Source organism: Yersinia bercovieri ATCC 43970 (genome assembly GCF_013282745.1).
In the GTDB taxonomy this organism is placed as follows: Bacteria; Pseudomonadota; Gammaproteobacteria; order Enterobacterales; family Enterobacteriaceae; genus Yersinia; species Yersinia bercovieri.
Window position 1 is genome coordinate 3,761,334 of the sequence record NZ_CP054044.1, and the last position, 26,544, is coordinate 3,787,877.

Below are 26,544 nucleotides of genomic sequence, written 5' to 3' on the forward strand. Positions count from 1 at the left end.
ATGATGGCGATGATTAAAGGTTCCATTTCAGGCCGACTGGCGCTGATGTTTGCCCTTGCCGCGGTGCTGATCATTTCAGTGGTCGGCATTGTGCTAAGAAGCTCCCTACATGAATCACTGCAAAAGCAGATGCATAACGAATTGCGCTTTCGGGAGTCGCTGATGGCACCATGGATAGTGTCGCGCACCACCCTGGATGGCTGGCAGACGCTGGCGAACAAATTTACCGATTTAGCCACCACTGAGGGCGGCCGTGTACAATATTGGCTGCTCAGTGATAACCCGCAACTTCAGATAGGTGGCCCGCCGCCAAGTGGTGTCAACTGGGCCTCACTGCGCAGTGGATTCAGCAAAGTTCCTGGTGCAACCGAAGATTCATGCTCGCTATTTTTGCTAATGTCGGAGATTCCGGCCGCCGGTGAGCGCCCCGCACTGCGCTATGTCGTTGCTATCGATTCCACCCCCTATATGGGCACCCTGAATGAATTTACCCGCACGCTGATTATTATTATCGCGATTGGCGTCTCGCTGGTAGCGCTGCTGGGCTTTGTCATTGCCCGAATCGGCATGCGCCCGGTCAACAAACTCAGTAGTCAGGCCCATCACCTCGCCCCGGGCAATCATGGGCAACGTCTGGATACCGCGACGCTACCTGATGAGTTGCAAAAGCTGGCCGTCGCCTTCAATGGCGTACTGGCGCGGCAGGAGATCGCCTGGCGGCAACTTGAGAGCTTTAATGCCGATGTGGCACATGAGCTGAGAACCCCGCTGACCAATCTGATGGGCCAGACCCAGTTGGCTCTATCACGTCCACGTGACACTCAGGAGCTGGAGGATTTACTGGCCTCTAATCTGGAGGAGCTTGAGCGCATGACCTCTATCGTCAACGACATGCTGTTTCTTTCTCATGCTCAGGCTGGCGAACATGCCACCCAATTAACTGCCGTCTCTCTGCGGGAAGAGGCCTACAAAACCACAGAGTACGTCGAGCCATCATTTGCAGAAAAAAACCTCTCTATTCAGGTCGTCGGGGATATCACCGCACGGATTGATCGCCGACTATTCCACCGCTCGCTGGCAAATCTGCTGGAGAACAGCGCCCGCCATGCCGCACCCAACACCACGGTCACCGTGAGGATCACCCAGCAAAACAATCTTGCGTCTATTGCCGTCGCCAATATCGGCGAGCCTATTGCGGCTGAACATCTAAAACGGTTATTTGAGCGTTTTTATCGCGTGGATACTGCCCGTAGCCACAGTGCCACCCACCATGGACTCGGGCTTTCCATTGTCAGAGCGGTGGCAATAATGCATCGGGGAGAGGTGTTTGCCAGTAGTGAAAATGGGATTAATACCTTCGGTCTGACTCTCGCCGTCGGCAGTGAGCCGGCGGAGATCACCACCTTTAATCAACCTGATTTTAACCGCCATTCTGACAGACATGTCAGTGAACCGTCAGCCTGATGACATCAATCATCCCGTAAACTCAATTTATCGTTACTGATATATACCGCCCTTTTTTATAGGGCCGATAACCGAGGGAGAAGATGATGAAAAAATTTATTCAGCAGTGTGCTTTTTGTAGCTCCATAGCATTTTCAGGATCAATAGTATTTGCACTCCCTGCCTATGCCGCGCAGGATGCCGAGAAAAACCAGCCAGCGCAACCGTCACGAGCGCAGCAATTAATGGGCGATATTGCCCCTAAGATGGCGCAACTCACTGACGATGTGCTGTATGCCGATATCTGGGAGCGACCGCAGCTCTCAAAACGTGATCGAAGTCTGGTGACCGTCAGCGCCCTGGTGGCGATGGATCGCCCTGACCAGTTGCGTTCTCATCTGCGTCTGGCGCGCCAAAACGGCGTCACTGAAGAGGAGTTGGTCGAAACCATCACTCACCTTGCCTTCTATTCAGGCTGGCCAACAGCAGTCACGGCGATATCCATTGCCAAAGAGGTGTTTAAAGAGGGGAAATAGTTTTTACCTTCAATAGCTTAATTGGATCTCTCGCGTAAAGGATTGAATCGATATGAAAATTCTCCTCATCACACTGGCGGCACTTCTGCTGCCCGCCACCCAGGCCATCGCCGCTACGCAGGAGGCGGTGACCGTCACGCCTGCTGGCTCACAACCCACTACTATTGGTGCACCGGAGTACTTTACCGGCACGGCAAAAGTTGACTCGCGCTTTAAAGGCACTACACCTGCGCGAATCTCCGGGGGAACCGTCTCATTTGACGCCGGAGCACGGACAGCATGGCACACCCATCCCCTTGGGCAGACACTGATTGTCTCTTCCGGTACTGGTTGGGTACAGCAGTGGCAGGGGGCGGCCCAGTCAATCAAAACCGGTGATGTGGTGTGGATACCGCCGGGTGTCAAACACTGGCATGGCGCATCCGCAAAAGAGCCAATGACACATATTGCCGTTTCAGAATCACTCGATGGCAACACCGTGACCTGGATGGAGAAAGTCACTGATACCCAGTACCCACAATGAGGATATGACCTTGAAAAATCTACTAAAAACACTGGCCGCCTGTATGTTGGTTAGTGGATTAATATCGCAATCTGCATTGGCTGAACCAAGCAAACCCTTGGTTATCCAGGCGCAGGGAAGTTTTGCCGCAGGCGGCTCAGTCATGACGGCACCGGGTCAGTTTGATCCGAAAAAACCGCTAGACCCGGCAGGCCAGAGTTACCATGGCGATCACGCGGCGGTGTTCTATCAAATCCCTGAGAACCCACATAAATATCCCATTGTGATGCTACACGGTGCCGGGCAATCTTCCCGCACATGGGAAAGCACACCAGATGGTCGCGAAGGTTTTCAGAACATCTTCCTGCGCCGCGGCTTCTCGACCTATCTGGTTGATCAGCCACGTCGGGGTGATGCTGGCCGCAGCATGGTGGAAGGTGCCGTCAAACCGGTTGCGGATGAACAGTTATGGTTTAACCAGTTCCGTCTGGGTGTCTGGCCAGATCTCTTTGATGGCGTACAGTTCTCCCCGGATAAAGAGGCATTAAATCAGTACTTCCGCCAGATGACCCCCAACACCGGCCCCTTTGATATCAATGTGATTGCAGATGCTATGTCGGCGGTAGTGGATAAATCTGGCCCGGCGATTTTGTTTACCCACTCTCAGGGGGGCGGCCCTGGCTGGTTTACCGCGATGAAGAACACCAATGTAAAAGGGATAGTCGCGTTTGAACCGGGCAGCAGCTTTGTCTTTCCCGAAGGCGAAGTCCCACCGCCAACCAAAAATGCCTTTGATACTGTCAAAGGGGAGTCTGTGCCACTGGAGCAGTTTAAGGCACTGACTAAAATCCCGGTGCTTATCATCTACGGCGACAATATTCCGGATAAGCCGACTGCCCTGCCGGCCCAGGATAGCTGGCGGGCCAGACTGGCCGTTGCCCGTCAATGGCGGGATGTGGTGAATAAGCATGGCGGAGACGTGACGGTTATCCATCTGCCGGAAATTGGCATCAAAGGGAACACTCACTTCCCCTTCTCAGATCTGAATAACGTCCAAATTGCCGATCTGGTCTCTACCTTCCTGAAAGAGAAAAACCTTCAGTAATCATGCAGTAATGGCGTCGCCGGTGGCGCCATTAGGTTTTATCGCATCGTCATCATGACTATTTATGAATCTAACTAATAAAGCCATTCAGATTATAGTGTCTAATCTTATGACTGCAGCTGCGCTACTCTTTGGGTGACTAACACATCCGCACAGGAGATCACAATGAACACAGTGACATTAAATAATGGCATTCAGATACCTTTATTGGGCTTTGGCGTTTTTCAGATGACTGATCCTGCCGAGTGTGAGCGGGCAGTTATTGATGCAATTGATGTGGGATATCGTCTCATTGACACAGCAGCCTCTTATCAGAATGAAACACAAGTGGGTAATGCACTGAAACTGAGTGGTGTGGCACGCGATGAACTCTTTGTTACCACCAAACTCTGGCTACAGGACACTCACTATGAAGGGGCGAAAGCACAATTTGAGCGCTCGCTGAATCGTCTACAGCTTGATTATGTTGATCTCTATTTGATTCATCAGCCCTATGGCGATCTCCATGGTGCCTGGCGTGCCATGGAGGAGTTATATCAGGCGGGCAAAATCCGGGCGATTGGTGTTAGCAATTTTCACCCGGATCGCCTCGCGGACCTGATGGCCTTTAACAAAATTATTCCCGCAGTGAATCAAATTGAGGTCAACCCCTTCAACCAACAACTTCATGCGGTGCCGTGGATGCAAAGTCGCACCATCCAGCCCGAGGCCTGGGCACCTTTCGCTGAGGGTCGCAATGGTCTATTCCAGAACCCACGGCTAGCTGCTATTGGTGAGAAGTATGGCAAAAGTGTGGGGCAAGTTGTTCTGCGCTGGATTTATCAGCGGGGCATTGTTTCGCTGGCAAAATCAGTTCGCAAAGAGCGCATAACGGAAAACTTTAATGTGCTGGATTTTGCACTCAACGCCGTAGAGATGACACAGATAGCCGCCATGGATACCGCCACCAGCGCCTTCTTCTCCCACCGTGATCCGGCCATGGTTGAGTGGCTGACCCAACGTAAACTGGATGTTTAATCAGGAATTATCACATGCAAAAACGTATTCTTGGCAATTCGGGGCTTGAAGCCTCGGCATTAGGTTTCGGCTGTATGGGGCTGAGTCATGGTTATGGTCCTGCAACTGATACCAGGCAGGCGGTAGCGCTAATTCGCGCCGCCGTTGATCGCGGCGTCACTTTTTTTGATACCGCTGAAGTTTATGGGCCATACATCAACGAAGATGTGGTCGGTGAAGCACTCAAGCCGATGCGTGATCGGGTGGTCATTGCCACTAAATTTGGTTTTACCTTTGGTGATGATAATAAGCAGCAGATCCTGAACAGCCGCCCTGAACATATTCGCTTTGCTGTTGAAGGCTCTCTTCGCCGGTTGAAAACCGATGTTATCGACCTCCTGTACCAACACCGCGTCGATCCAGAGGTGCCGATAGAAGATGTTGCTGGTACCGTCAAGGATCTGATTGCAGAAGGGAAAGTGAAGCACTTTGGCCTTTCAGAGGCTGGCGTACAAACCATTCGTCGCGCTCATGCCATTCAGCCGGTGACTGCATTACAGAGTGAGTATTCGCTGTGGTGGCGCGAACCCGAACACGAAATCCTGCCGACACTTGAAGAGCTAGGCATCGGTTTTGTACCATTTAGCCCCTTGGGTAAAGGATTTCTAACCGGTGCCATCAAAGCGGGATCTACTTTTGGTGCCGACGATTTCAGAAGCAAAGTGCCGCGCTTTGCACCTGCTGCACTCGACGCCAACCAGCAACTGGTGACATTGATCACTGAGATTGCTAGCCAAAAAGGTGTCACACCGGCCCAGATTGCACTGGCGTGGTTACTGGCGCAAAAACCGTGGATCGTGCCCATCCCCGGCACCACTAAGCTCCATCGTCTGGAGGAGAACCTCGGTGCGATCCAGATAGCATTGAGTGCCAACGACCTGCAAAACATGGCCGCCACGCTGGAGACGGTTCGCATTCAAGGTGAGCGTTATCCTGCGGCGATGCAGGCGCGCGTGGGGCGTTAATCTTTTAGAATTATGACAATAGCGGCGCAGCCTGACATCCCTGCGCTTGCGTATATTTTGACGCTTATCGTTCAAATGTTAATATAGGGGGCTGAGGGAACGACACTTCACGATGAGAAAGGAAATTTTTTGAACCCTAAAAGCAAAATGCATTTGTGGCCAAGCTTAGCTTTATATGCAATGGCAATTTTCCTATTGGCAGGATGCTCAAGCAAATCAAATCGTGACTATGCCACACTGCCAAAAGGCAGTTACAACGATAAAACCTATACCGTCCAGCGGGGCGACACCCTCTATTTTATTGCGTGGATCAGTGACAGTGAAGTCAGTGACCTTGCGCGCATCAATAAAATTCGTCCCCCCTATCAACTAGAGATTGGGCAAAAAATTCATCTCAGCGGTTCCGCACCCGCAGGGCGTCAAGCTGCGGGTAAACGTAAATCTTCAAGTGCCGCGCTAGCCAATTCGGCGCCACCCCCTGGCGCCAATCGTTGTTGGCGCTGGCCAACTAGCGGCAAAATAATTTCGAAGTATTCCACCGCCGATGGTGGCAATAAGGGCATAGATATTGCGGGTAAACGCGGTCAGCCAGTCTACGCCTCAGCCAAAGGGCGGGTCGTCTATGTGGGAAATCAGCTGCGCGGCTATGGAAACTTAATCATGATTAAGCATGGCAATGATTTCATCACCGCTTATGCACATAATGACACTATGCTGGTCAAGAATGCGCAGGATGTGAGCGCTGGGCAAAAAATAGCCACCATGGGAAGTAGCGGGACGGATACCTTAATGTTGCACTTTCAAATCCGTTACCGCGCCACAGCCCTTGATCCCCTGCGCTATTTACCCCCTCAGGGAACATCACCTAAGTGTTGATTTATCCTACCCGTTTCAGATAACGTGATGTTTCAGAAAGGAAAAAGGCTCCTGATTAGGAGCCTTTATATTTTGGGTGCGGGTGACTTTTTTGTCACCCGCCTCCGGCGTTACGCCAGAACTTGTTTCACGAATGCTTTAATCTCTTCAACCTGACAGTTATCGAAGAAGCACTGCTGGAAACGTTCGCCGCTAACGGCAGTTTTCACCAGTTCAGGATCGATAGCACGCAGTGTATCCAAATAATTATCTTTCACTACCGCAGCTTTCACTTGATTCAAGATACCCGCGTTACGCACTTGTGGCTCTTTACGATCCAGTGGGTAGCCTTCGCCTTTCACGCCAGTGAACGCTTTTTCAAAGATATAACGTACATTCAGCTCTGCGCCCCAGCCAAAACCTTTGGCATATGGCAGTGACAGTGCATTACCATTATTAATTTGAGCAAATAGGAAAGCATCCGCTGGATCGATGCAATAGCCACACACCACGCCAGGGTGGATGTTTAATGACATCATTGCGCCCTGGCCTGTACCACAGCCAGTGACCACGAAATCAACCGCTTTAGAATTCAGCAAGATACTGGCCATGATCCCCAGATGAATATAAGTCAGGTGATGGTCGTTTTCATCACTCATACCTACGTTGTATACCGGGTACGCTTTTTCCGAGGCTACAGCATTCAGCTCTTTCAGGATTATCGCGTTTTTCGTTGCCTGACTATTTTCCATCATCAGTGCAATTTTCATTATTTTATCTCCGATTGGTCAATGACACGTGGTTCATTGAAGGTGTTATGTTTGGCTTGATTATATCGAAGATAGCACTAGTAAAACAACATTTCAATTTTAATGAAAATTAGTTCTACGCACGTCACACATCGGAATTGCTTGGGTTACGCCCCCCTATTTCCTCTTGAAATTTTGGCCACAACGGCCTTATATGGACGTTTTAAGGGGGCAAAACAGCAATCTTAGTGGTGCAACATCTCGTGAACGATGTCATCTTTATCCAATGTTATTGGGTAAAAGGTTGGCCAATTATCCATTTGTTTAAGTAATTTTTCATGTGATTCATTGCTCGTATAAATATGAAAATGCTGGGATTTTTGTGGTTTAATGATGTGGTCGCTGAATTGAACATATTTGGGTGCTTTCGAATGGGTATCTTTGCACTCAAATAGATAGCGCACACCTTTTTTCCCTGAATCGTAGTGCATTATTTTAAAACCAGAGTAGCTATATTTGCAGGAGTACACGGCTTCAGTGGTATGGAAATCAATCGTATTGTCCTCAATACCAATCATATTAACATCAGTGGCGTAACCTTTTTTGTAATACTCCCGGTACTCTTCAACACTTTTATCTTTATTTTTCTGCGACTTATGAACCAATACCGCGTCCAAATCCCCTTTTAGCAGGTAGGGATTCACTGATTGCCAAACCCCATCCCAATCGCTGAGCGCTCTATCTTTAACCTCTTGGTCTTCAAAAACGCCTTCACTTGCTTTACGTTCTGCATCCGTTTGTTGATGCTCATGCCCATGGCTATGGTTGCCGTGAGCTAATGAGTTAAAACTGCTTAGTGAGGCACAAACTCCGAGTGCAATAATGGTTCGATGGACAAGTTTTTTTGGCATGAATAGCTCCTGGTTGAATACTTAAATGTAATGTTATACTATTACATATATTGTAATCAATAGGCACCTATCTTCCAACCTAGATCTAATGAACACCCAGCTTACAGGGTAAAATTTATCGTTGTTTCATTAAGATAACCTATGTGCATTTGTATTGAGCAGATAACAAAACCATGGCAGGGATCTAGCAAATACAGGTAATTTGAGCGAGGGGTGACGACTAAATGTGTTATTTAGCAACCAAAAAACCGCCTAGGCAAAATTTATCTAGAGAAGAGACGCAGTATAAAGCAGTCAAAGAGTGTAGCCCACGGTCTGTCTGTGGGCATTAATCACATAAATCTGAATTATATTAATATGATAAATCAATGCCTGATATCGATGGTCAGCGGCAAAAAGGATGGAAGTGATAGATAAGTTATCGCTCTGAAAACAGATCCACCCACAACAAGCAACTATCCGCCACGAGCGGTTGTAGTTGCCCCCCTTTGATTGTAGGCAGCCACCAACAGCCCTGTGAAACAGTTAGTTCGTGGGTTGCGGTGTGATTGATGAGCCATTTCCCTTTCACCACATAGAGAAGTCCTGCATGGGATGCGGGTAATTCCCGTGCCGAACTCACCGCAGTTACTGAGGACTGCCAACAGCCTCGCCGAGTCATAATATTAAAATCTTGGCTGCTCCCACCTAGTAGCTGCGCATGAATAGGAGTATCGCCGGGAAAAGCAAAAGGTTGTAATGGCAGTGAGAGTGTATGAGCTTCCCAGTCTGGGCTGGAGAGTACAACGCCCTCTCCTGAGAGTAACGTAATTGACCGGTCGATATTTGGGAATAGCGAAAACGGGCCATCTTGTTCAATCGTCGCGATACTGGCGCGCCAGGCAAAATCATCTCCCCCGACTGGCCAGCATGCAATTTCACGGGTTTCTCCGCCCCCATTTCGCCAACGACTAACCGGTAAACTGGCAAAGTCAAAAACGGTAAAGCTCATCAGACCTCCTGTTGACAGGCTTTCAGTACAGCTAGAAAAGCCTGTGCAGTTTGCTGTTGCAGTGGATGATATCTATCCACTATTACCGCTTTACCCGCCACATAAACATCTCGAATTTGCGATTTGCCCCCCGCAAATAACCAACGGTTCAGCAAAGAAGCTGATTCTGTACCGGCAATATAGGGATCATCACCATCCAAAACTAGCCAGTCTGCACGATAGCCTTCAGCTAACTGGCTAATTTTGCTGGCACAAGCCTGCCGCCCGCCCGCTAGCGCTTGCGTATAAAGTAAGTCAGCAACAGCAGGAAGCTGCTCACTGGTCAGGCGATTACGCCGTTGATCACGCAAACGCTGACCATATTCCAACCACCGTAACTCCTCCACCACATCCAGTGAAACGTGACTATCCGACCCTATACCCCAGCGCCCCTGATACTGTAGATAGTCAACACCAGGGAAAATACCATCCCCCAAATTCGCTTCTGTGGTTGGGCATAACCCTGCAACTGCCTGACTTTTAGCCAGGCGCACAAGCTCTGACTCATCCAGATGGGTAGCATGAATCAAACACCAACGGCTATCGACAGGCAAATGGTCATACAGCCATGCAACAGGCCGCTGCCCACTCCACTCCATGCAGTCATTAACTTCTTTTTGCTGCTCTGCAATGTGGATATGTACCGGTAATTGCTTATCTGAGGCATGAAGCACCTCCTGCATTTGGCTTAACTCCACAGCGCGTAGCGAGTGGAAACATAAACCCTGATTTTGCAGCGGCTGGTTAGCAAGCTGTTTACTGATAATTTGCTGCTGTTTGAGATAACTTTCAGTGCCCTGAATAAAACGACGCTGCCCCCGTTGAGCCGGTTGGGCACCAAAACCCGCATAGCTGTACAATACCGGCAGCAGAGTCATCCCGATCCCAGCATCTTGTGCTGCCTGACTCAGCTGTGACGTCATTTCGCCCGGATCGCTGTATGGGTGACCGTCAGTGTCGTGATGTAAATAATGAAACTCCGCAACCTGGGTATAGCCACCTTTCAGCATTTCGATATACAACTGGCGCGCTATCACACCGATATGTTCCGGTGTCAATTGCTGTACCAGCCGATACATCAGATCCCGCCAAGTCCAGAAACTGTCCTGCGGATTACCCGCAATTTCTGCCAGCCCTGACATCATGCGCTGAAAAGCGTGTGAGTGAAGATTTGGCATACCGGGTACGATGGGCCCTGATAAAATCTGACAACCTGCATCACTGCTCCCAGGACAAATACGCTGAATGACCCCCTGTTCATTGACAGTGATCTGCACATTCGTTGCCCATCCATCAGGTAAAAAAGCACGCTTGGTAAAATAAACTGGCATAGCGATGTCCCAATATTTTGTTCAGAGTCAAACGCGCTAGCAGCAGCGGCGTCAATTAATTAAACCATCCACTTGTATATACATATACATACGCTAAATTGAACCTTAGACTTAACATATGATTTTATTATTTGACGAGGTTAACGCCGTGGCGGAACAGCCAGCAGTCTTACAATTAAGTGCCGCAATGGACGATACTCCTGCGCCAATTTACCAGCGAGTGAAGCTGGCTATCATTCGTCAAATCAGAACCGGCATCTGGCAGCCCCACCAGCGTATTCCCTCTGAAAGTGAGCTGGTTACCGAGTTAGGGGTCAGCCGGATGACCATTAACCGCGCACTACGTGAACTGACCAGCGAAGGTTTCCTCATCCGCATGCAAGGTGTAGGAACCTTTGTTGCTGAGGCAAAAGCGCACAGCGCCTTGCTAGAAGTTCATAATATTGCTGATGAAATTACAGCTCGAGGCCACAGACACAGAAGTAAAATCTTGCAACTAGAGGCCCGCCCAGCAACTCCAGAAGAAGCAATAACTTTAGCTATTCACCCCGGACACCCCCTGTTCTACTCGCAAATTGTTCATTATGAGAATGACGTTCCCATTCAGGTCGAAAACCGTTGCGTCAATCCCAATACTGCACCCGACTACATGAAGCAGGATTTCAATCTGATAACGCCTTACAGCTACCTCACCCAAGTGGCCCCGCTCACTGAGGGTGAACATATTGTTGAGGCGGTGATCCCAAGCCCTATCGAACGACAACTGCTGCAACTGGATGAACATGAACCCTGCCTGTTGATTCGCCGTCGAACCTGGTATGGAAAAGCCATCGTGACCGCGGCTCAACTGCTCTATCCAGGTTCTCGCTATCAGCTCTATGGTCGTTTTACCCCACAAGGCACCGTGACGTCCTGAACAATTTTTTTTCTCTGCGAGAACTGCGAAGTGTTACGCAATTGTTGAAATCCCTATCTTGCTGATAGTGAATTTATGCGCTAGGTTGTCCATGATTGTATATACAACTTAATTTCGTCTGTTTTTTTGGGGAGTGAGATTGTGTCAGAAATTCACTGCGACAGCCTGTGGTACGGCGCCGACATCGTGACCATGTGTGGTGGGAAGTATCACCTGATACCGCAAGGTGCGATGGCGGTGACTGACGGTAAAATAGTCTGGATTGGGCCACATAGCGAATTACCCGCATTCAGTGCCTCACGTGAAGTCGCCTATCAAGGTGGCCTGATTACCCCCGGATTGATTGATTGCCATACTCATCTGGTTTTTGGTGGTGATCGCAGCGCCGAATTTGAGCAACGCCTTAATGGCGTTAGTTATGCCGAAATTGCGGCCAAAGGCGGCGGCATTATCTCCACAGTCAAAGCCACGCGAAATACCAGCGAACAACAACTGCTGGAACAAGCTCTATTTCGCCTAAAACCGCTACTTGCAGAGGGCGTAACCTGCATTGAGATTAAGTCCGGTTACGGCCTTGACCTTGAAAGTGAAATAAAAATGTTGCGGGTTGCTCGTCAGTTAGGTGAATTACTGCCTATCACAGTTAAAACAACTTGTCTGGCAGCCCACGCTTTACCGCCTGAATTTGCAGGTCGAGCTGATGACTATATTGATTTCGTTTGCCATACCATTATTCCGCAAGTTGCCGCAGAGGGAGTGGCAGATGCCGTTGACGCTTTTTGTGAGCATCTGGCATTTTCACCCGCGCAAGTTGAACGCGTATTTCTGGCCGCACAGCAAGCAGGTTTACCCGTCAAGCTACATGCTGAACAGCTCTCTGCACTGAATGGCAGCACACTGGCCGCCAAATATCATGCGCTCTCAGCCGATCATCTCGAATATGTAACCGAGTCAGATGTTCAGGCAATGGCTAAAGCGGGAACTGTCGCAGTGTTGCTGCCGGGGGCCTATTATCTATTGCGGGAAACACAGTGCCCGCCAATCGAACTGTTCCGCCAATATAGGGTACCAATGGCCTTAGCCAGTGATGCTAACCCAGGAACATCCCCTGCACTCTCCTTGCGTTTGATGCTTAATATGGCGTGCACACTATTCCGCATGACCCCAGAAGAAGCGCTGGCAGGAGTGACTTGTCATGCCGCTCAGGCTCTTGGTCTGCAAGAGAGCCAGGGCACGCTGGAAACAGGTAAATTAGCGAACTGGGTTCATTGGTCATTATCTCACCCTGCCGAATTGGCTTACTGGCTGGGTGGCCAATTACCTGCGACTGTCGTTTTCCAAGGGGAGACGCGCCCATGAATATCACCGACCCTTTGAGCTTCTGCGCGGGTAAACTGCCGCTATTAATCAGCATTCCTCATGCAGGAACACGGCTGACGCCTGCCGTTGCAGCGGGTCTGTCAGACGCGGCTCGCCCTTTATCCGATACCGATTGGCATATTCCTCGTCTCTATGACTTTGCCCATGAAATGGGGGCCAGCCTAGTGATCGGTAATTACTCTCGCTTGGTGGTTGATCTCAATCGACCAGAGGATGATCAGCCGCTATATACCACCGCAACGACTGGCTTGTTCCCTGAAACACTTTTCGATGGCCGTCCTTGCTTTATGCCGGGTAAAACGCCGTCACCGCAAGAGCGTCAATCTTACCTGCAACATATTTGGCGCCCCTATCATCAGCAACTTCAATCAGAGTTGGTTCGCCTTAAAAACCAGTTTGGCTATGTGTTGCTGTTAGATGCTCACTCGATTGCATCGGTTATCCCGAGATTGTTTGAGGGGCGACTACCAGATTTGAACTTTGGTACTAACAGTGGGGCCAGCTGTGCACAGTCATTAAGCGAGCAGTTGCTTGAATGTTGTCAGCATCACTCCTCATTTAGCCATATATTAAATGGTCGTTTTAAAGGGGGGCATATCACTCGAGCCTATGGCTTACCTCAGCAGCATCAACACGCAGTACAGTTGGAGTTATCGCAGCTCAACTATATGTCTGAAACCGAACCTTATCCCTACCTGCCAGAGCGGGCAACTCATTTACAACAATTACTCCAACAGCTGATTAATAGAATGTTGTTATGGGGCGAGAGCTATTATCAGCGCTGAATGATCGTAAGTAATTTACCATCATTTATTGGAATGATTGAATTGATAGTGATTATTGAAAAGCAAAAAAGGCGGGGGTTATCCCGCCTTTTTAATTCACCAATTTCCGACACAGAAAAGGGCAATAACAATTGCTTAAATTAACTTAGAAACGGTAAGTCAAGTTAACTGCAACAGTATCATCAGTACCCAGACCCAGTGGGTTGTTTTCATCCAGCAAGTTAATCTGGTAGTCAACATAGGTGAACATGTTTTTGTTGATGTAGTAAGTCACACCGATTTCAGCATATTTCAGCAAATCAGCATCACCGACAGCTGACAGGTCTTTGCCTTTAGACTGAACATAAGCGATTGATGGGCGAATACCATTTTCGAACTGGTACTGAGCAACCAATTCTACGTTCTGAGTTTTGTTGGCGATCAATGCTTTATATGGGGTCATGTTCAGCGTTTCGCCGTACATTGCTGCGATGTAAACCTGGTTTGCATCGTATTTCAGCGCAGTTGCCCAAGCTTGAGCTTTGTCACCGGTAGCGCTGTCAGCCAGATTTTTCTGACCCAGAGTACGGTTGGAAGAGGAGTATGCTGCTACAAAGCCAACACCGCTGCCTTCAATATCTTGATAATCAACAGATAAACCAAAACCGTCGCCGTTAGCTTTCTGAATTGCGCGCTCATTCTTAGTGGTATCGCCATCATCATTGCGGCCTTGATACTGCGCTGCAATGTTCAGACCTTTTACCAGACCGAAGAAGTCAGAATTACGGTAAGTTGCCAGGCCGGTGGAGCGGCCAGTCATGTAGTTATCGGTATAAGCGATTGAGTCACCACCGAATTCTGGCAGCATGTCGGTGTAAGCCAGTGCATCATAAACTACGCCGTAGTTACGACCGTAATCAAAAGAGCCAAATTCAGCAAATTTCAAACCAGCAAAGCCCAGACGGGTTTTATTGCCTTTATCGCCCTGAGATTCGGCATTGCTTGCTGCAACGTTATATTCCCACTGGCCGAAACCGGTCAGTTGGCTATTAATTTGTGTTTCGCCTTTAAAGCCAAAACGAACATAAGTCGCATCTGAGTTATTATGATTAGTAAAAAGGTATTTAGCGGCTACGCGGCCATAAAGATCCAGTTTGTTGCCATCTTTATTATAAATCTCTGCTGCGTTTGACAGAGTCGGAACCATACTCAAGGTGACCGCTAAGGCCAGCACACTGCGCTTCATCATTATTTTTCCTTTAAATTTTAATAAAATTAACCCGCCGGGCTAAATTTGTTTTAGCCTCATAAAAGTTAATTTTTAATTTTTTATAGTTACCTGTCTTGTAAAGCGAATAGACATTATCACTAAGCACGAAAAGTTAAAACGGTAAATTTGAAGATATATACGTTTAAACAGGTAATCAATTGTAACAAAATGTATTTTAAGGAACTTTTATAACACGTTGATTATGATGGATTTTAAGTAATTACATATAACCAAAACAGTGCATTAGCACTAATTTAGTGCAAAGTCATTTCTATTTGTTTCTTTTTTGTTCTATTTGACAATAAGATTTGTAAAATGCAGTGATTATCACAGTTCCATTGCACTTTTTTATATATCCACTGCTACTTAATGGCTATAAAAACACAAAGAGTGAGCCATTAAATGTCACATTTGGTGCAATAAGCATAAATTGAATTAATAAATATATAAAAATGGTCTCTTGGATTCGTTAATGAGCTGCCATTTTTTTATTAATAGTGGAAGAGTGGGCTAAAATGGAAGAGAAGCTTTTTAAATTTAATGAATAAAAAATGAGCCATTGTCTTCCCTGGCCCATTATTTTGTATGTTAATAAAGATATATTGCTTTGAATTTAGCTTAAGTAATAGTTCTGCTCGTGATATTACCTCACGTCACTATCCAGGGCGGTATTGGTAATCACCCCTTACTTATACTATAGGTAGCTCACATTCATCCATTTGCACCAACATGATCCCGGCACGTAACCCCATCGCGACCCGTGGATTGGGAAATAAGATCCACTCCGCGTCATGCTGGACACGATAAAGCTCATTGGGTTGTTCTGCCAGCAGTGTGCCTTGCTTGAAACGGGTAAAGTTCAGCGTGTCATCCGCCACCAAAAGTTTAAAATCTGTGTGCTGTTTAAGCAGTGATTTAACCACCCGATAGAGTATCATCGCCTCTGTCGAGCGCTTAGAGAGTTGCTCACCACTGACTAATGCCCTCAATCCCGCAATAATCGCACTAAATTGCGCGAGTTGATTTTGACCAAATGGCAGCGCCTTTCCTAGTTCCAGCGTGCAACTTGCCGCCAGACAGTGCTCACTACTGAAGTGGGCAAAGGTTCCCCCCGCCGAGGTGTGCATCACCAGTGCATCCAGTTCAATATCTTGTAACCAGCGCAGCATTGCCGCAGAGTACGGCGCGGACTGGTAGGGTAATAAACCAAAGCGGGTATGATGGGAACCTCGGATCGCGGTGTGTAAATCATAATGCAGCCGTATTGATTGGTTATCCGCATCAAAAAAATCAACCATCACCTGTTCGAGAAACGCCGCCCTTGCTGGCTCCTCCCCCGCTGAGTAGCTCTGATGACGCCCGCCAAACATGCGGTTGATATCCGCAATGAGGTAGCGCTCACCGGCTATAATGGCCGGCGGATTCCCTAATATCACCAGCACACGTACCGCCAGTGGCAATTCACCCAGCAATAACTCGGCGACTAATTGATTAATGATCTCAATCGGCGCGGTTTCATTTCCATGGATGCCGGCAGATAGCACCACCGACTGGGTGTAGCTGCCATGGGGCGTCAACATCAACACCCCTGCGCCAAGCCATTGCCATTTGAGGTTTGCCGTTTCACCTTGAGTGATTTGCGGTGAATGGCCCGAGAGTGTCACCGACAAGAAATCTGGCATTATCCTTCCCTCTGCTTAGCGCCTAATTCCGTTGGAATGGGTATACCGAGCCAAGATTGAGTATCCGCGTCAGTTCATCCAAAGCCTGCCGCCCCTCTTGCAATAGCTGCGGGTCTGCTAAGTCCTTAAATTGCAAGTGATCACGATAATGCTGGTCAACCCAATTATTCAGCGCGACAAACAGTGCTGGGGTCATCATCACTCGGCTATTAACCGCAGGTAACTCAGTGTCATTCAACGCCACACGTAACCGTAAGCAGGCCGGGCCACCACCATTGCGCATACTTTCCCGCAGGTCGAATACCCTAACTTCATCAATTGGCCCGCCACTATTTATCAGTTCGGACAGATACCGCCACACCGCAGGGCTATTTTGTGACTCTTGTGGGATAACCAGCAGCATTTTGCCGTTGGGTTTACTTAACAATTGGCTGTTAAACAGGTAGGTTGATACCGCATCAGCCACTGACACCTCAGCAGCCGGCACTTCAATCGTGATCAGTTGTTGTTCAATGCGCCCCATTTTGCGGCGAATACCATCCATTACTTGGATATCTGGCACAAATGCATGTTGGTGATGGAACAACACATTTTTATTACTGACCGCGATGACATCATTATGAAAGACCCCTTGGTCAATCACGGCGGGGTTTTGCTGCACAAAGGCCGTCTGTTCAGATGATAACTGGTGCAAGCGCGCGACCGCCTGACTGGCTTCCAGTGTTTGGCGGGCAGGATAGCGGCTCGGGCTGCTGCCATTTTCCAGCCCTTTGCGGCCATAAACAAACATCTGAATTGCCGGCTGATGATACTCGCCGCCCAACCGGTTGTGATTAGCCGCCCCCTCATCGCCAAACAGTTCGACAGCGGGTAAAGCATCGTGATGAACAAAGTGGCGATGGTTGTTGAAAACCGCTTTTAACAGTGCAGAGGTGGTATCCACCTCAATCGCCCGATGAAATTTATTATTCAAATTGGCAACAGTGAAGTGGACGCGGCCATCACTGCTGTCCGCTGAGGGGGAGACCGTCGCGGCATTAGCAGTCCACATCGAAGAGGCGGAGCTGACCGCTGATAACAGGCGCGGTGATTTGCGGGCCACTTCACTCAACACTTGCTCATCAGAGCCGCTAAAACCCAACTGCCGCAGCACCCCGATTGCCGGGCGCTCCTGTGGCGGCAAAACGCCCTGTTTGTAGCCTAAATCCGCCAGCGCCTTCATTTTTAGCAGCCCCTGCTTGGCGGCTAATCGAGGGTTAGAGATGCTGTTTTGATGGGTCGTCGAGGCCTCATTGCCAAAAGACAATCCAGCGTAGTGATGTGTCAGCCCAACCAATCCATCAAAGTTAACTTCATATCCTGCCATCATGTTCTCCCTGCGCGGATCAGTGTTTGTCGGGTAAATCAGTGTTGGTCGGGTAAATCAAAACAGATCCCCGGTGATAAAGTCGCGGGCAGTGTCAGGCTCTCACTTTCGAGTGATGCCATTGGCCAGGCACAATAATCAGCGGCATAAAATGCACTTGGCCGATGGTTGCCCGAGGCGCCAACCCCACCAAAGGGCGCAGCACTGGAGGCCCCGGTCAGCGGTTTGTTCCAGTTAACAATCCCCGCTCGAGCTTCCAGCAGCAGTTGCTCAAATTGTTGGCGATCATCAGAGACCAGACCAATGGCTAACCCGAAGCGGGTTTGATTAGCCATCTTCACTGCTTGAGCAAAATCGTCATAGCGAATCACACTGACCAGCGGGCCGAAATACTCCTCATCGGGAACCGCCGCGATACCGGTGATATCAATGATACCGGGGGTCAATACTGCACTCTGGCTGTCGGGGCGGGTCATGGTTAACAGTGGCTTGCCACCTAAAGCTAGCAAATGTTGCTGTGCTGCCAGCATCTTTTCGGCGGCCTGCGATGAGATCACCGCGCCCATAAAAGGGGCGGGTTGCATGTCCCAGCGACCAATGCGCAGGGCTTTGGCGACGGCGACAAATCGTTGCAAAAAGGCATCCCCCTCAGCCCCGATTTTCACTAACAGCCGACGTGAACAGGTGCAGCGCTGCCCGGCGGAGATAAATGCCGACTGAATGGCGAGATTGACCGCCGCATCACGATCTGTCACTTGCTCGACAATCAGGGCATTGTTGCCGCCCATCTCCAGCGCCAGAATTTTTTCCGGCTGCCCCGCCAACTGGCGATGTAAGTGGTAACCGGTGTTCGCACTGCCGGTGAACAGTAAGCCATCAATATCGGGCTGCGCCGCCAGCGCTTCGCCGGTTTCGCGCCCGCCCTGCACTAAATTGAGCACGCCGTCAGGTATGCCAGCCAACTGCCACAATTTGACGGTCTCTTCTGCCGTCACCGGTGTCAGTTCACTGGGCTTAAACACCACAGTATTACCGGCCAATAGTGCCGGCACGATATGCCCATTGGGCAGATGCCCAGGGAAATTGTAAGGGCCAAACACCGCCAGGACACCATGAGGCCGATGACGTAGCACCGAGAGACCATCGGCCATCGGGGTTCGGCTGCTGCCAGTGCGGGTTTGATAGGCTTGCAACGAAATGGCCACTTTGCCAATCATCGCCTGCACTTCCGTTAGGGTTTCCCAGTGCGGTTTACTGGTTTCGAGGCTAATGGTGCGCGCCAGTTGTTGCTTATGCTGCTCAAGTAAGGCGGCAAAACGTTGCACCACCGCCACGCGTTGTTCCAGCGGCGCACGCGCCCAGGCGGGGAAAGCCTCCCGTGCGGCGTGACAAGCCGCCGCGACATCCTGAGGGTCAGCGGCTCGCGCCTGCCACAAGAGTTGCTGGTCCATGGGGTCATGTTTGTCGAAATGGGCACCCTGGCCGGTGCGCCATTCACCCTGAATAAACAGTGCAGGATGGGTCATTTTTTTATCTCCGGAGCAAAGAGGCTCACTATCCGAACCGAATCACCTGCCGTGACACCTAGCGCAGCCGCATTTTTAGTGGTTAAGTGCAGCAATTCATCTGATAGATGAGTGTGAATCAATATTGAGCGGAAATGTTGGTAATGGTCATTCGCCACCAAATAGGCGGTGCCACTCGGGTCAATATCGATATCATCGATAACCACTTTTCGCATACTGCTGTCACGCACAGCGCGCACTTCATCAGTGTTGGCTTCCAGTGTTGGGCCGCCATCAAAGATATCCACGTAACCTTGATATTGTAGCCCTTCAGTCTCCAGAACTGCCCGTGCGGGTGCGGTGTGGGGATGAACCTGCCCGATCACTGCCCGCGCCTCCGCCGCCAGAAAATCGACATATAGCGGGTGCTTAGGCATTAATTCCGCAATAAAGGCTTTTTGCCCAGTACCACTGAGGTAATCGGCTTTGGCGAATTCAATCGAGAAGAAGTGGCGACCAACATTCTCCCAAAATGGCGAGCGGCCCTGTTCATCGGTGTAACCCCGCATCTCGGCAATGACTTTGCGGGAGAAGTAGTCGCGAAAGGCGGCAATAAATAGAAAGCGCACTTTTGATAAGAAGGGGCCGTTTTTATTGATGCGATATTCAGGATCGAGAAACAGCGTGCACAGCTCGCTATATCCGGTGTGGTCATTGCTGAGAAATAGGGTCGGGACGGATTTGTACACATTGAGCGTTTTCGATGCATGTACCAGCGTCCCAACGCGGAAGTTGTACCAAGGATCATTCATCCCCACCGCCACTTCGATGGCGCTGACCCCCACCACTTTATCTCGCTCACTATCTTCCAGGACGAACAGATAGCCCTGATCGCCCGCAGTCAAAGCACCTTGCCAGGTATTTATCGCGCGCTCAATGCGAGCGGCGAGGTGTGGCTCATTTTGTGGCAGTGAAGTCATGCCAACGCCAGTTTTTCCTGCCAACTCAAGGATATCGGCTAAATCTCGGCGCTCTACCGGGCGAATGATCATCATATTCAAGGTCCCTTGCTGACTGCATAAATGTTACGACTTAGCCTTTCGACACACCTGCTCAATCCCCAAGGCGAGCCGGGCCAACCCTTCCTTAATATCCTGCTGCGAAATAATCAGTGACGGGGCAAAGCGCACCACATCAGGGCCGGCAATCAGCGCAATAACTCCATGCTGAGCTGCGGCCTGAACTATCTCTTTGGATTTACCGGCATAATCACTGTGAAGCACACAGCCAATGAGCAAACCGCGCCCACGGATTTCAGCAAAGACTCTGTGGCGGGCATTGATTTCAGCTAATCCATCCAGGAACCACTGGTGCCGCTCTTTCACGCCCGCCAGCACCGCCGGGGTATTGATCAGTGACAAAACCGTACCGGCAACCGCGCAAGCCAGCGGGTTACCGCCATAGGTGGTGCCATGACTGCCGACATTCAGCGCACTGGCATATTTTGTGGTGGTTAGCATCGCGGCAATCGGGAAGCCGCCACCTAAGGCCTTGGCACTGGTCAGGACATCCGGCGTCACGCCGTAATGCATATAGGCGTAGAGTTCGCCGGTGCGGCCCACCCCGGTCTGCACCTCATCAAAAATCAGCAGCGCATTATGGCGATCACACAAGGCCCGCAAGCCGTGCAGAAACTCGCGATCGGCTGGCAATACGCCACCTTCGCCTTGAATAGGCTCGACAATCACCGCACAAGTTTGGTCAGTGATCAGTGCCTGTGCAGAGGCCAGATCATTGAAAATACCGTGACTAATCCCCCCCGGCAGCGGGGCAAAATCCTGCGAGTATTTCGGCTGGCCCCCCGCCGAGACAGTAAACAGCGTGCGGCCATGAAACGCATTTCTGAACGCCACAATCTGATTCTTCTCGCCCTGCTGCCCCGGCTTGTTGGCAAAATTATCCAGCGCATATTTGCGCGCCAGTTTCAGCGCGGCCTCATTGGCCTCGGCCCCTGAGTTGCAGAAGAAAACTTTCTCGGCAAAAGTCGCATCGATCAGTTGCTTCGCCAGGCGCAGCACCGGTTCGTTGGTATAGCCGTTGCCCAGGTGCCACACTTTGTCGGCTTGCTCAATCAGTGCCGCCTTAACCGCTGGATGCCCATGCCCCAAGGCATTGACGGCAATACCACCGGCAAAATCGATATATGATTTGCCCTGCTGATCCCACAGTGTCGCCCCCTCTCCCCGCACGATAATAAAATCAGCTGGCGCATAGGTTGGGACGATCCATTCATCAAAAGAGTGTCGGGTAACCGGGATTGGCTGTTCCATAGTGGCCTCTTTAATCAGCGTAAATATTGGGTTGAGAGATCTCTGGTTAGGCTTGGTGATAGCAGCCAACAAAAATCTCTTATTCTGATAACAATAAAGAATGAAATATATTCACCTGATATAAAGTGTACAGCAGCTTTCGTGCCACACCACAAGATATGTGAATAGAATGTATAAATTCCATTAAAACAATAATTTAAAATGCATAACTATGCAAGATAGCCGCATTCATTCTGTATTTTAGTGGTTAAATTGACCATTTGTGCGGGTTTGACTAGCAATTGTATGCATTTATGGTCAATTTTGATTTTTGCTCTATCAGATCACAGTTTTGCAACACATAAATAACAATCGATACTGCTGCCGCCCTATAAATGAGCAGTGAATGCTTCAATTGAGTGCATTTCTACTGTGGCGACAAAGGGCATTGCGGCAACAAATAAGAGTCTTATGCAGCATAGAGGGGGGAGTTACCGCAACATGACTAGCGGATAATGCTATTTAGGCCCCAATTTCTGGAGCCATTGGCTGCGGCACAGCAGTTTGAATTGCGCGAGGGTTAGCGGAAGTGGCTATTATCTATTATCGGTGAGCTGGTTAATCAATTGCGCCAAGATCTGGATTGCCTTTTGGCTTTGCTCTGACCAGGCAAAAGAGGCATTGAGCCGAAAGCAGTGATCAAACTGATTACCGGTGGTGAACATCCTGCCGGGGGCAATACTGACGCCCTGCTCCAGCGCACGCCGATATAATTCGCTGGCATTAAACGGTGGCTCCAACTCCAACCACAAAAAATAGCCCCCCGCAGGATGGCTGATTTTGACATTTTTAGGAAAATGCTCAACCACCGCCTGCCGCATTGCGTTCAAGCGCTGCTCCATTAAGCGGCGTAAGCGGCGCAGATGAGTATCGTAACCGCCTTGAGTGAGATAATCCGCAATCGCCAACTGGGTCGGGACGCTGGCCGAAACCGTGCTCATCAGTTGCAAATGTTGGATGCGCTGCGCATGTTCCCCAGCGGCGACCCACCCCACACGGAATCCCGGTGCCAGACATTTTGAAAACGAAGAGCAGTGCAAAATCTGCCGGTGTTGATCGAGCGCTTTGGCCGGTAATGGGCGCTCCGCACCAAAGTACAATTCACCATAAACATCATCTTCAATCAGTGAGATATGGTGCTGTTGCAGCAGCGCCACCAGCCGTTTTTTCTGCGGCCAAGAGATTGAGCACCCCAGTGGATTTTGAAAATGGCTCATTAACCAGCAAGCTTTGATGGGGTATTGGCTGATGACCTGCTCTAGGGCATCGAGATCCATGCCATGCTGTGGATGTGTGGTGATGAAAATGGCTTTTAACCGCAGGCGCTCAATCGCCTGCAATGCACCATAAAAAGCGGGCGACTCAAGCACCACCCAATCTCCAGGCTGCGTCACCGCTTGCAGACTCAAACTCAGTGACTCCATCGCGCCGGCGGTAATCACAATCTCTTCCGGTGAAACATTCATGCCACTGGCGGCATAGCGCTGGGCGATATTGCGCCGCAAACTCTCATTCCCTGGCGGCAGGTTGGTTACCGAGCTTTGTGGCGAGATCCTGCGGGCGACACTGGCCAGCGCACGGGATAAGCGGGGCTGTAGCAATAAGCTCGGATCAGGAAATGCCGAACCAAAGGGCATGATGGCAGGATCTTTACCTGCTTGTAGTACATCAAAAATAAACGCATTAATGTCTACTTGCTCATCCAGATGCAGTTTTTTCCCGCGCTGCGGTTGCGGTAGCTGTGTCGGACGCGAGGCAACATAGTATCCCGATTGCGGGCGGGCGACGATCCACCCCTGACTTTCCAGTAGCTGATATGACTGCACCACGGTCATTAAACTTAAGCCCGATTGCTTACAACTCTCCCGCAGCGACGGCAGTTTGTCGCCCGCCTGCCAGACTTTGGATTCTATTTGCGCCCGTATTTGTTGCGCTAACTGTTCATATCGAGTCATAGACCAACTGTTATAGGTAAGATTGAATTAATTGTCACTATTATAGCCACTTTAACTTATGGTTAACTAACTGCCAAGTTTACGCCCTGAAATAGTCGCCTGTGGCTCGCCACACTGGGCTTGATTCATTTTATCGATTAATGAGGCAGTACCATGTTTGCAGCGAGGTCATTATGTTTGGCTTAACCGCTCTTGAGTTGGCCCGAATCCAATTCGCTTTCACCATTTCGTTCCATATTATCTTCCCCGCTATCACTATCGGGCTAGCCAGTTTTCTGGCGGTATTAGAAGGTTTATGGTTAAAAACCAAAAATGAGGATTACCGTGATCTTTACCATTTTTGGTCAAAAATCTTCGCCGTCAACTTCGGCATGGGAGTGGTTTCCGGCCTCGTCATGGCCTACCAATTTGGCACCAACTGGAGCTTTTTCTCACAATTTGCCGGCAGTATCACCGGCCCCCTGCTGACCTACGAAGTGCTGACCGCGTTCTTCCTCGAAGCCGGTTTCCTCGGTGTGATGCTGTTTGGCTGGAACCGCGTTGGCCCCGGCTTGCACTTCTTTGCCACCTGCATGGTGGCGCTCGGCACCCTGATGTCCACCTTCTGGATCCTGGCCTCCAATAGCTGGATGCAGACACCCCAAGGTTTTGAAGTGATTAATGGGCAAGTGGTGCCGGTTGACTGGCTGAAAGTGATCTTTAATCCCTCCTTCCCTTATCGGCTACTGCATATGTCAACCGCCGCGTTTTTGGCCTCCGCCTTCTTTGTCGGGGCCTCCGCCGCCTGGCATTTACTGCGCAAGCGGGATACACCGCTCATGCGGAAAATGCTGTCGATGGCGATGTGGATGGCCCTGATTGTCGCCCCGCTACAGGCGGTGATTGGTGATGCCCACGGCTTGAATACCCTGAAATATCAACCGGCTAAAATTGCCGCCATTGAGGGCCACTGGGAGAATAAGCCCGGTGAAGCCACGCCGTTAATTCTGTTTGGCTGGCCGGATATGCAGCAGGAGAGAACCCGTTTCGCGCTGGAGATCCCCTATTTAGGTAGCCTGATCCTGACCCACAGCCTGGAGAAACAGATCCCGGCATTGAAATCTTTCCCGCCAGAAGACCGCCCAAATTCTACCATTGTGTTCTGGTCGTTCCGCATCATGGTCGGGCTAGGTATGTTGATGATTTTGGCTGGTTTTTGGAGTTTATGGCTCCGCTGGCGTGGTGGTTTGTATCAGTCGCGCCCTTTTCTCTATTTCGTGCTGTGGATGGGGCCGTCCGGGCTGATTGCCATTCTGGCTGGTTGGTTTACCACTGAAGTGGGCCGCCAGCCGTGGATTGTTTATGGTTTGCAGCGCACAAGTGATGCGGTGTCATCTCACGGCGAGATGCATATGAGCATCAGTTTGCTGGTATTCATCGTAGTTTATGGCTCGGTATTTGGCGTGGGCTACGCCTATATGATGCGGCTGATTCGCCAAGGGCCAAAGGCCCATGAAGGTGAGCAGCAAGATCCCGGCGGCCCAGGGCAACACAAAACCCCCGCCCGCCCACTCTCTGCCGTCAGTGAGCCATTTGATAGTGTTAGCACTCCACCGCCAACTGACCACCAACCCAACAGGAGCTAATGATGGGTATTGATCTTCCACTGATTTGGTTCGTCATCATTGTATTTAGCACCATGATGTATGTGGTGATGGATGGTTTCGATTTAGGGATTGGCATCCTGTTCCCGCTGGTCAAAAACAGTCGCGACCGGGATTTGATGATGAATAGCGTAGCCCCGGTTTGGGATGGTAACGAAACCTGGTTGGTGCTGGGGGGGGCGGCGTTATTGGGGGCTTTCCCATTAGCCTATGCGGTGATTTTGGATGCCCTGGCTATCCCGCTGACCCTGATGCTATTGGGGTTGATCTTCCGTGGCGTAGCATTTGAATTCCGCTTTAAAGCCAGCCCTGAAAAGCAGCATATCTGGGATAAAGCTTTTATCGGCGGTTCACTGATTGCCACCTTTACCCAGGGCATGGTGGTCGGGGCCTTTATTCATGGCTTCCCGGTAACAGGCCGCAGCTACAGCGGCGGGCCGTTTGACTGGTTGACCCCCTTTGCCCTGTTTTGTGGCATCGGGTTAGTGACAGCCTATGCGCTACTTGGCTGCACCTGGCTGATTATGAAAACCGAGGGCCATCTACAGGAGGTGATGCATAAACTGGCCACCCCACTGACCGGGGTAATGCTGCTTATTATTGCTGTCATTAGTCTCTGGACGCCGCTGGCACATCCCCAAATTGCCGCGCGCTGGTTCAGCTTACCGAATCTGTTTTGGTTCCTGCCAGTGCCCATATTAGTGCTACTGGCCAGTTGGGCCTTGCTGCGCGCCGTCAAACGTGGCGGTCATTACGCCCCCTTCCTGTTGACACTCTTACTGGTGTTTCTGGGCTATAGCGGCTTAGGTATCAGCATCTGGCCCTATCTTATTCCGCCCGCTATTACCTTATGGCAAGCGGCAGCCCCTGCTCAGAGCTTAGGATTTATGCTGGTTGGCGCACTCTTTATCATCCCCATTATTCTGGTTTATACCTTCTGGAGCTACTACGTATTCCGTGGGAAAATCAATCACGAACAGGGCTATCATTGAATGATTAAATCACCATCACCTTCGTCACCTACTGAGCCGAGAAGAGCGCCCTGGTGGCAGCGCCTCGGTTGGATGCTAATTATCTGGTGCGGTAGCGTACTGGCACTATTGGCGGTTTCTATGCTGTTCCGTATGATGATGACGGCGGCTGGGATGAAGTCTCATTAGCGCTAACATTTCACTCTTAAAACCGTTAAAGTTGCAGGCTAATTAGACTAG

24 protein-coding genes are annotated in these 26,544 nt (G+C 50.1%); 13 read left to right on the forward strand and 11 right to left on the reverse strand.

From position 1 onward, the window contains the following. Nucleotides 1-9: 9 nt before the first annotated feature. From HRK25_RS17105 to actS, 7 genes are all read left to right on the forward strand, one after another. Nucleotides 10-1,464, forward strand: coding sequence for a heavy metal sensor histidine kinase (locus tag HRK25_RS17105; RefSeq protein WP_032896899.1), 1,455 nt, complete (start codon nucleotides 10-12; stop codon nucleotides 1,462-1,464). Between the two features lie 83 nt (nucleotides 1,465-1,547). Next, nucleotides 1,548-1,979: a carboxymuconolactone decarboxylase family protein gene (locus HRK25_RS17110; RefSeq protein ID WP_005271983.1), complete on the forward strand. Its 432-nt coding sequence runs from the start codon at nucleotides 1,548-1,550 to the stop codon at nucleotides 1,977-1,979. Between the two features lie 52 nt (nucleotides 1,980-2,031). Next, a complete protein-coding gene (locus tag HRK25_RS17115; RefSeq protein ID WP_005271981.1) occupies nucleotides 2,032-2,502 on the forward strand; it encodes a (R)-mandelonitrile lyase in 471 nt (156 codons plus the stop codon). Between the two features lie 10 nt (nucleotides 2,503-2,512). Beyond that, nucleotides 2,513-3,586, forward strand: a complete 1,074-nt coding sequence (locus HRK25_RS17120; RefSeq protein WP_032896897.1) for an alpha/beta hydrolase — start codon at nucleotides 2,513-2,515, stop codon at nucleotides 3,584-3,586. A gap of 165 nt (nucleotides 3,587-3,751) precedes the next feature. Further along, on the forward strand, nucleotides 3,752-4,603 hold the full coding sequence (locus HRK25_RS17125; RefSeq protein ID WP_005271975.1) for an aldo/keto reductase: 852 nt from the start codon (nucleotides 3,752-3,754) through the stop codon (nucleotides 4,601-4,603). Nucleotides 4,604-4,617: 14 nt separating this feature from the next. Then, nucleotides 4,618-5,607, forward strand: a complete 990-nt coding sequence (locus tag HRK25_RS17130; protein WP_005271973.1) for an aldo/keto reductase — start codon at nucleotides 4,618-4,620, stop codon at nucleotides 5,605-5,607. Between the two features lie 147 nt (nucleotides 5,608-5,754). Then, nucleotides 5,755-6,483 (forward strand): amidase activator ActS, encoded by a 729-nt coding sequence (gene actS, locus HRK25_RS17135; RefSeq protein ID WP_032896870.1) that lies wholly within the window; start codon nucleotides 5,755-5,757, stop codon nucleotides 6,481-6,483. Between the two features lie 110 nt (nucleotides 6,484-6,593). On the opposite strand, the gene HRK25_RS17140 is transcribed toward actS, so the two are convergent. From HRK25_RS17140 to HRK25_RS17155, 4 genes are all read right to left on the reverse strand, one after another. Continuing rightward, entirely contained in the window at nucleotides 6,594-7,232 is a 639-nt protein-coding gene (locus HRK25_RS17140) for an RpiB/LacA/LacB family sugar-phosphate isomerase (protein ID WP_005271968.1), read from the reverse strand. Nucleotides 7,233-7,456: 224 nt separating this feature from the next. Next, nucleotides 7,457-8,122 carry a metal-binding protein ZinT gene (gene zinT, locus HRK25_RS17145; protein WP_005271966.1) on the reverse strand — a complete coding sequence of 222 codons (666 nt, stop codon included), beginning with the start codon at nucleotides 8,120-8,122 and terminating at the stop codon, nucleotides 7,457-7,459. Nucleotides 8,123-8,540: 418 nt separating this feature from the next. Then, complete coding sequence (locus HRK25_RS17150) at nucleotides 8,541-9,113, reverse strand: HutD/Ves family protein (protein WP_032896867.1); 573 nt, start codon at nucleotides 9,111-9,113, stop codon at nucleotides 8,541-8,543. Then, complete coding sequence (locus tag HRK25_RS17155; RefSeq protein WP_005271963.1) at nucleotides 9,113-10,483, reverse strand: formimidoylglutamate deiminase; 1,371 nt, start codon at nucleotides 10,481-10,483, stop codon at nucleotides 9,113-9,115. The genes HRK25_RS17150 and HRK25_RS17155 overlap by 1 nt, the downstream gene beginning before the upstream one ends. Before the next feature lie 148 nt (nucleotides 10,484-10,631). Here HRK25_RS17155 and hutC point away from each other — a divergent pair, with 148 nt between their 5' ends. From hutC to hutG, 3 genes are all read left to right on the forward strand, one after another. Beyond that, nucleotides 10,632-11,399: a histidine utilization repressor gene (gene hutC / locus HRK25_RS17160; RefSeq protein ID WP_032896895.1), complete on the forward strand. Its 768-nt coding sequence runs from the start codon at nucleotides 10,632-10,634 to the stop codon at nucleotides 11,397-11,399. Between the two features lie 138 nt (nucleotides 11,400-11,537). Next, the gene (gene hutI / locus HRK25_RS17165; protein ID WP_032896893.1) at nucleotides 11,538-12,758 is read left to right on the forward strand and encodes an imidazolonepropionase; all 1,221 of its coding nucleotides are present in this window, start codon (nucleotides 11,538-11,540) and stop codon (nucleotides 12,756-12,758) included. Next, nucleotides 12,755-13,564 (forward strand): N-formylglutamate deformylase, encoded by an 810-nt coding sequence (hutG, locus tag HRK25_RS17170; protein WP_032896865.1) that lies wholly within the window; start codon nucleotides 12,755-12,757, stop codon nucleotides 13,562-13,564. Before hutI ends, hutG begins: the two co-directional genes overlap by 4 nt. A 145-nt stretch (nucleotides 13,565-13,709) precedes the next feature. Here the strand turns inward: hutG and HRK25_RS17175 are convergent, their stop codons facing one another. The 7 genes from HRK25_RS17175 to HRK25_RS17205 all read right to left on the reverse strand — a co-directional run bounded on the left by HRK25_RS17175 (nucleotide 13,710) and on the right by HRK25_RS17205 (nucleotide 23,690). Next, the gene (locus HRK25_RS17175; RefSeq protein ID WP_005271953.1) at nucleotides 13,710-14,792 is read right to left on the reverse strand and encodes a porin; all 1,083 of its coding nucleotides are present in this window, start codon (nucleotides 14,790-14,792) and stop codon (nucleotides 13,710-13,712) included. Between the two features lie 710 nt (nucleotides 14,793-15,502). Continuing rightward, nucleotides 15,503-16,495: a succinylglutamate desuccinylase gene (gene astE, locus HRK25_RS17180; RefSeq protein ID WP_005271952.1), complete on the reverse strand. Its 993-nt coding sequence runs from the start codon at nucleotides 16,493-16,495 to the stop codon at nucleotides 15,503-15,505. Nucleotides 16,496-16,517: 22 nt separating this feature from the next. Continuing rightward, nucleotides 16,518-17,861, reverse strand: a complete 1,344-nt coding sequence (gene astB / locus HRK25_RS17185) for an N-succinylarginine dihydrolase (protein ID WP_032896863.1) — start codon at nucleotides 17,859-17,861, stop codon at nucleotides 16,518-16,520. Nucleotides 17,862-17,899: 38 nt separating this feature from the next. After that, nucleotides 17,900-19,387, reverse strand: a complete 1,488-nt coding sequence (gene astD / locus HRK25_RS17190) for a succinylglutamate-semialdehyde dehydrogenase (protein ID WP_032896861.1) — start codon at nucleotides 19,385-19,387, stop codon at nucleotides 17,900-17,902. Continuing rightward, the gene (gene astA / locus HRK25_RS17195) at nucleotides 19,384-20,421 is read right to left on the reverse strand and encodes an arginine N-succinyltransferase (protein WP_005271949.1); all 1,038 of its coding nucleotides are present in this window, start codon (nucleotides 20,419-20,421) and stop codon (nucleotides 19,384-19,386) included. The genes astD and astA overlap by 4 nt, the downstream gene beginning before the upstream one ends. A gap of 30 nt (nucleotides 20,422-20,451) precedes the next feature. Further along, nucleotides 20,452-21,696 (reverse strand): aspartate aminotransferase family protein, encoded by a 1,245-nt coding sequence (locus HRK25_RS17200; protein WP_032896859.1) that lies wholly within the window; start codon nucleotides 21,694-21,696, stop codon nucleotides 20,452-20,454. Nucleotides 21,697-22,271: 575 nt separating this feature from the next. Continuing rightward, entirely contained in the window at nucleotides 22,272-23,690 is a 1,419-nt protein-coding gene (locus HRK25_RS17205) for an aminotransferase-like domain-containing protein (RefSeq protein ID WP_049602494.1), read from the reverse strand. 173 nt (nucleotides 23,691-23,863) lie between these two features. Here HRK25_RS17205 and HRK25_RS17210 point away from each other — a divergent pair, with 173 nt between their 5' ends. Genes HRK25_RS17210 through HRK25_RS17220 form a run of 3 tightly spaced genes read left to right on the forward strand, consistent with a single transcriptional unit; the run spans nucleotide 23,864 to nucleotide 26,493 of the window. Continuing rightward, the gene (locus HRK25_RS17210; protein ID WP_005271940.1) at nucleotides 23,864-25,315 is read left to right on the forward strand and encodes a cytochrome ubiquinol oxidase subunit I; all 1,452 of its coding nucleotides are present in this window, start codon (nucleotides 23,864-23,866) and stop codon (nucleotides 25,313-25,315) included. A 2-nt stretch (nucleotides 25,316-25,317) separates the two neighbouring features. Next, on the forward strand, nucleotides 25,318-26,325 hold the full coding sequence (cydB, locus tag HRK25_RS17215) for a cytochrome d ubiquinol oxidase subunit II (RefSeq protein WP_032896857.1): 1,008 nt from the start codon (nucleotides 25,318-25,320) through the stop codon (nucleotides 26,323-26,325). Further along, nucleotides 26,326-26,493, forward strand: coding sequence for a DUF2474 domain-containing protein (locus HRK25_RS17220; protein ID WP_005271934.1), 168 nt, complete (start codon nucleotides 26,326-26,328; stop codon nucleotides 26,491-26,493). Nucleotides 26,494-26,544 lie beyond the last annotated feature (51 nt).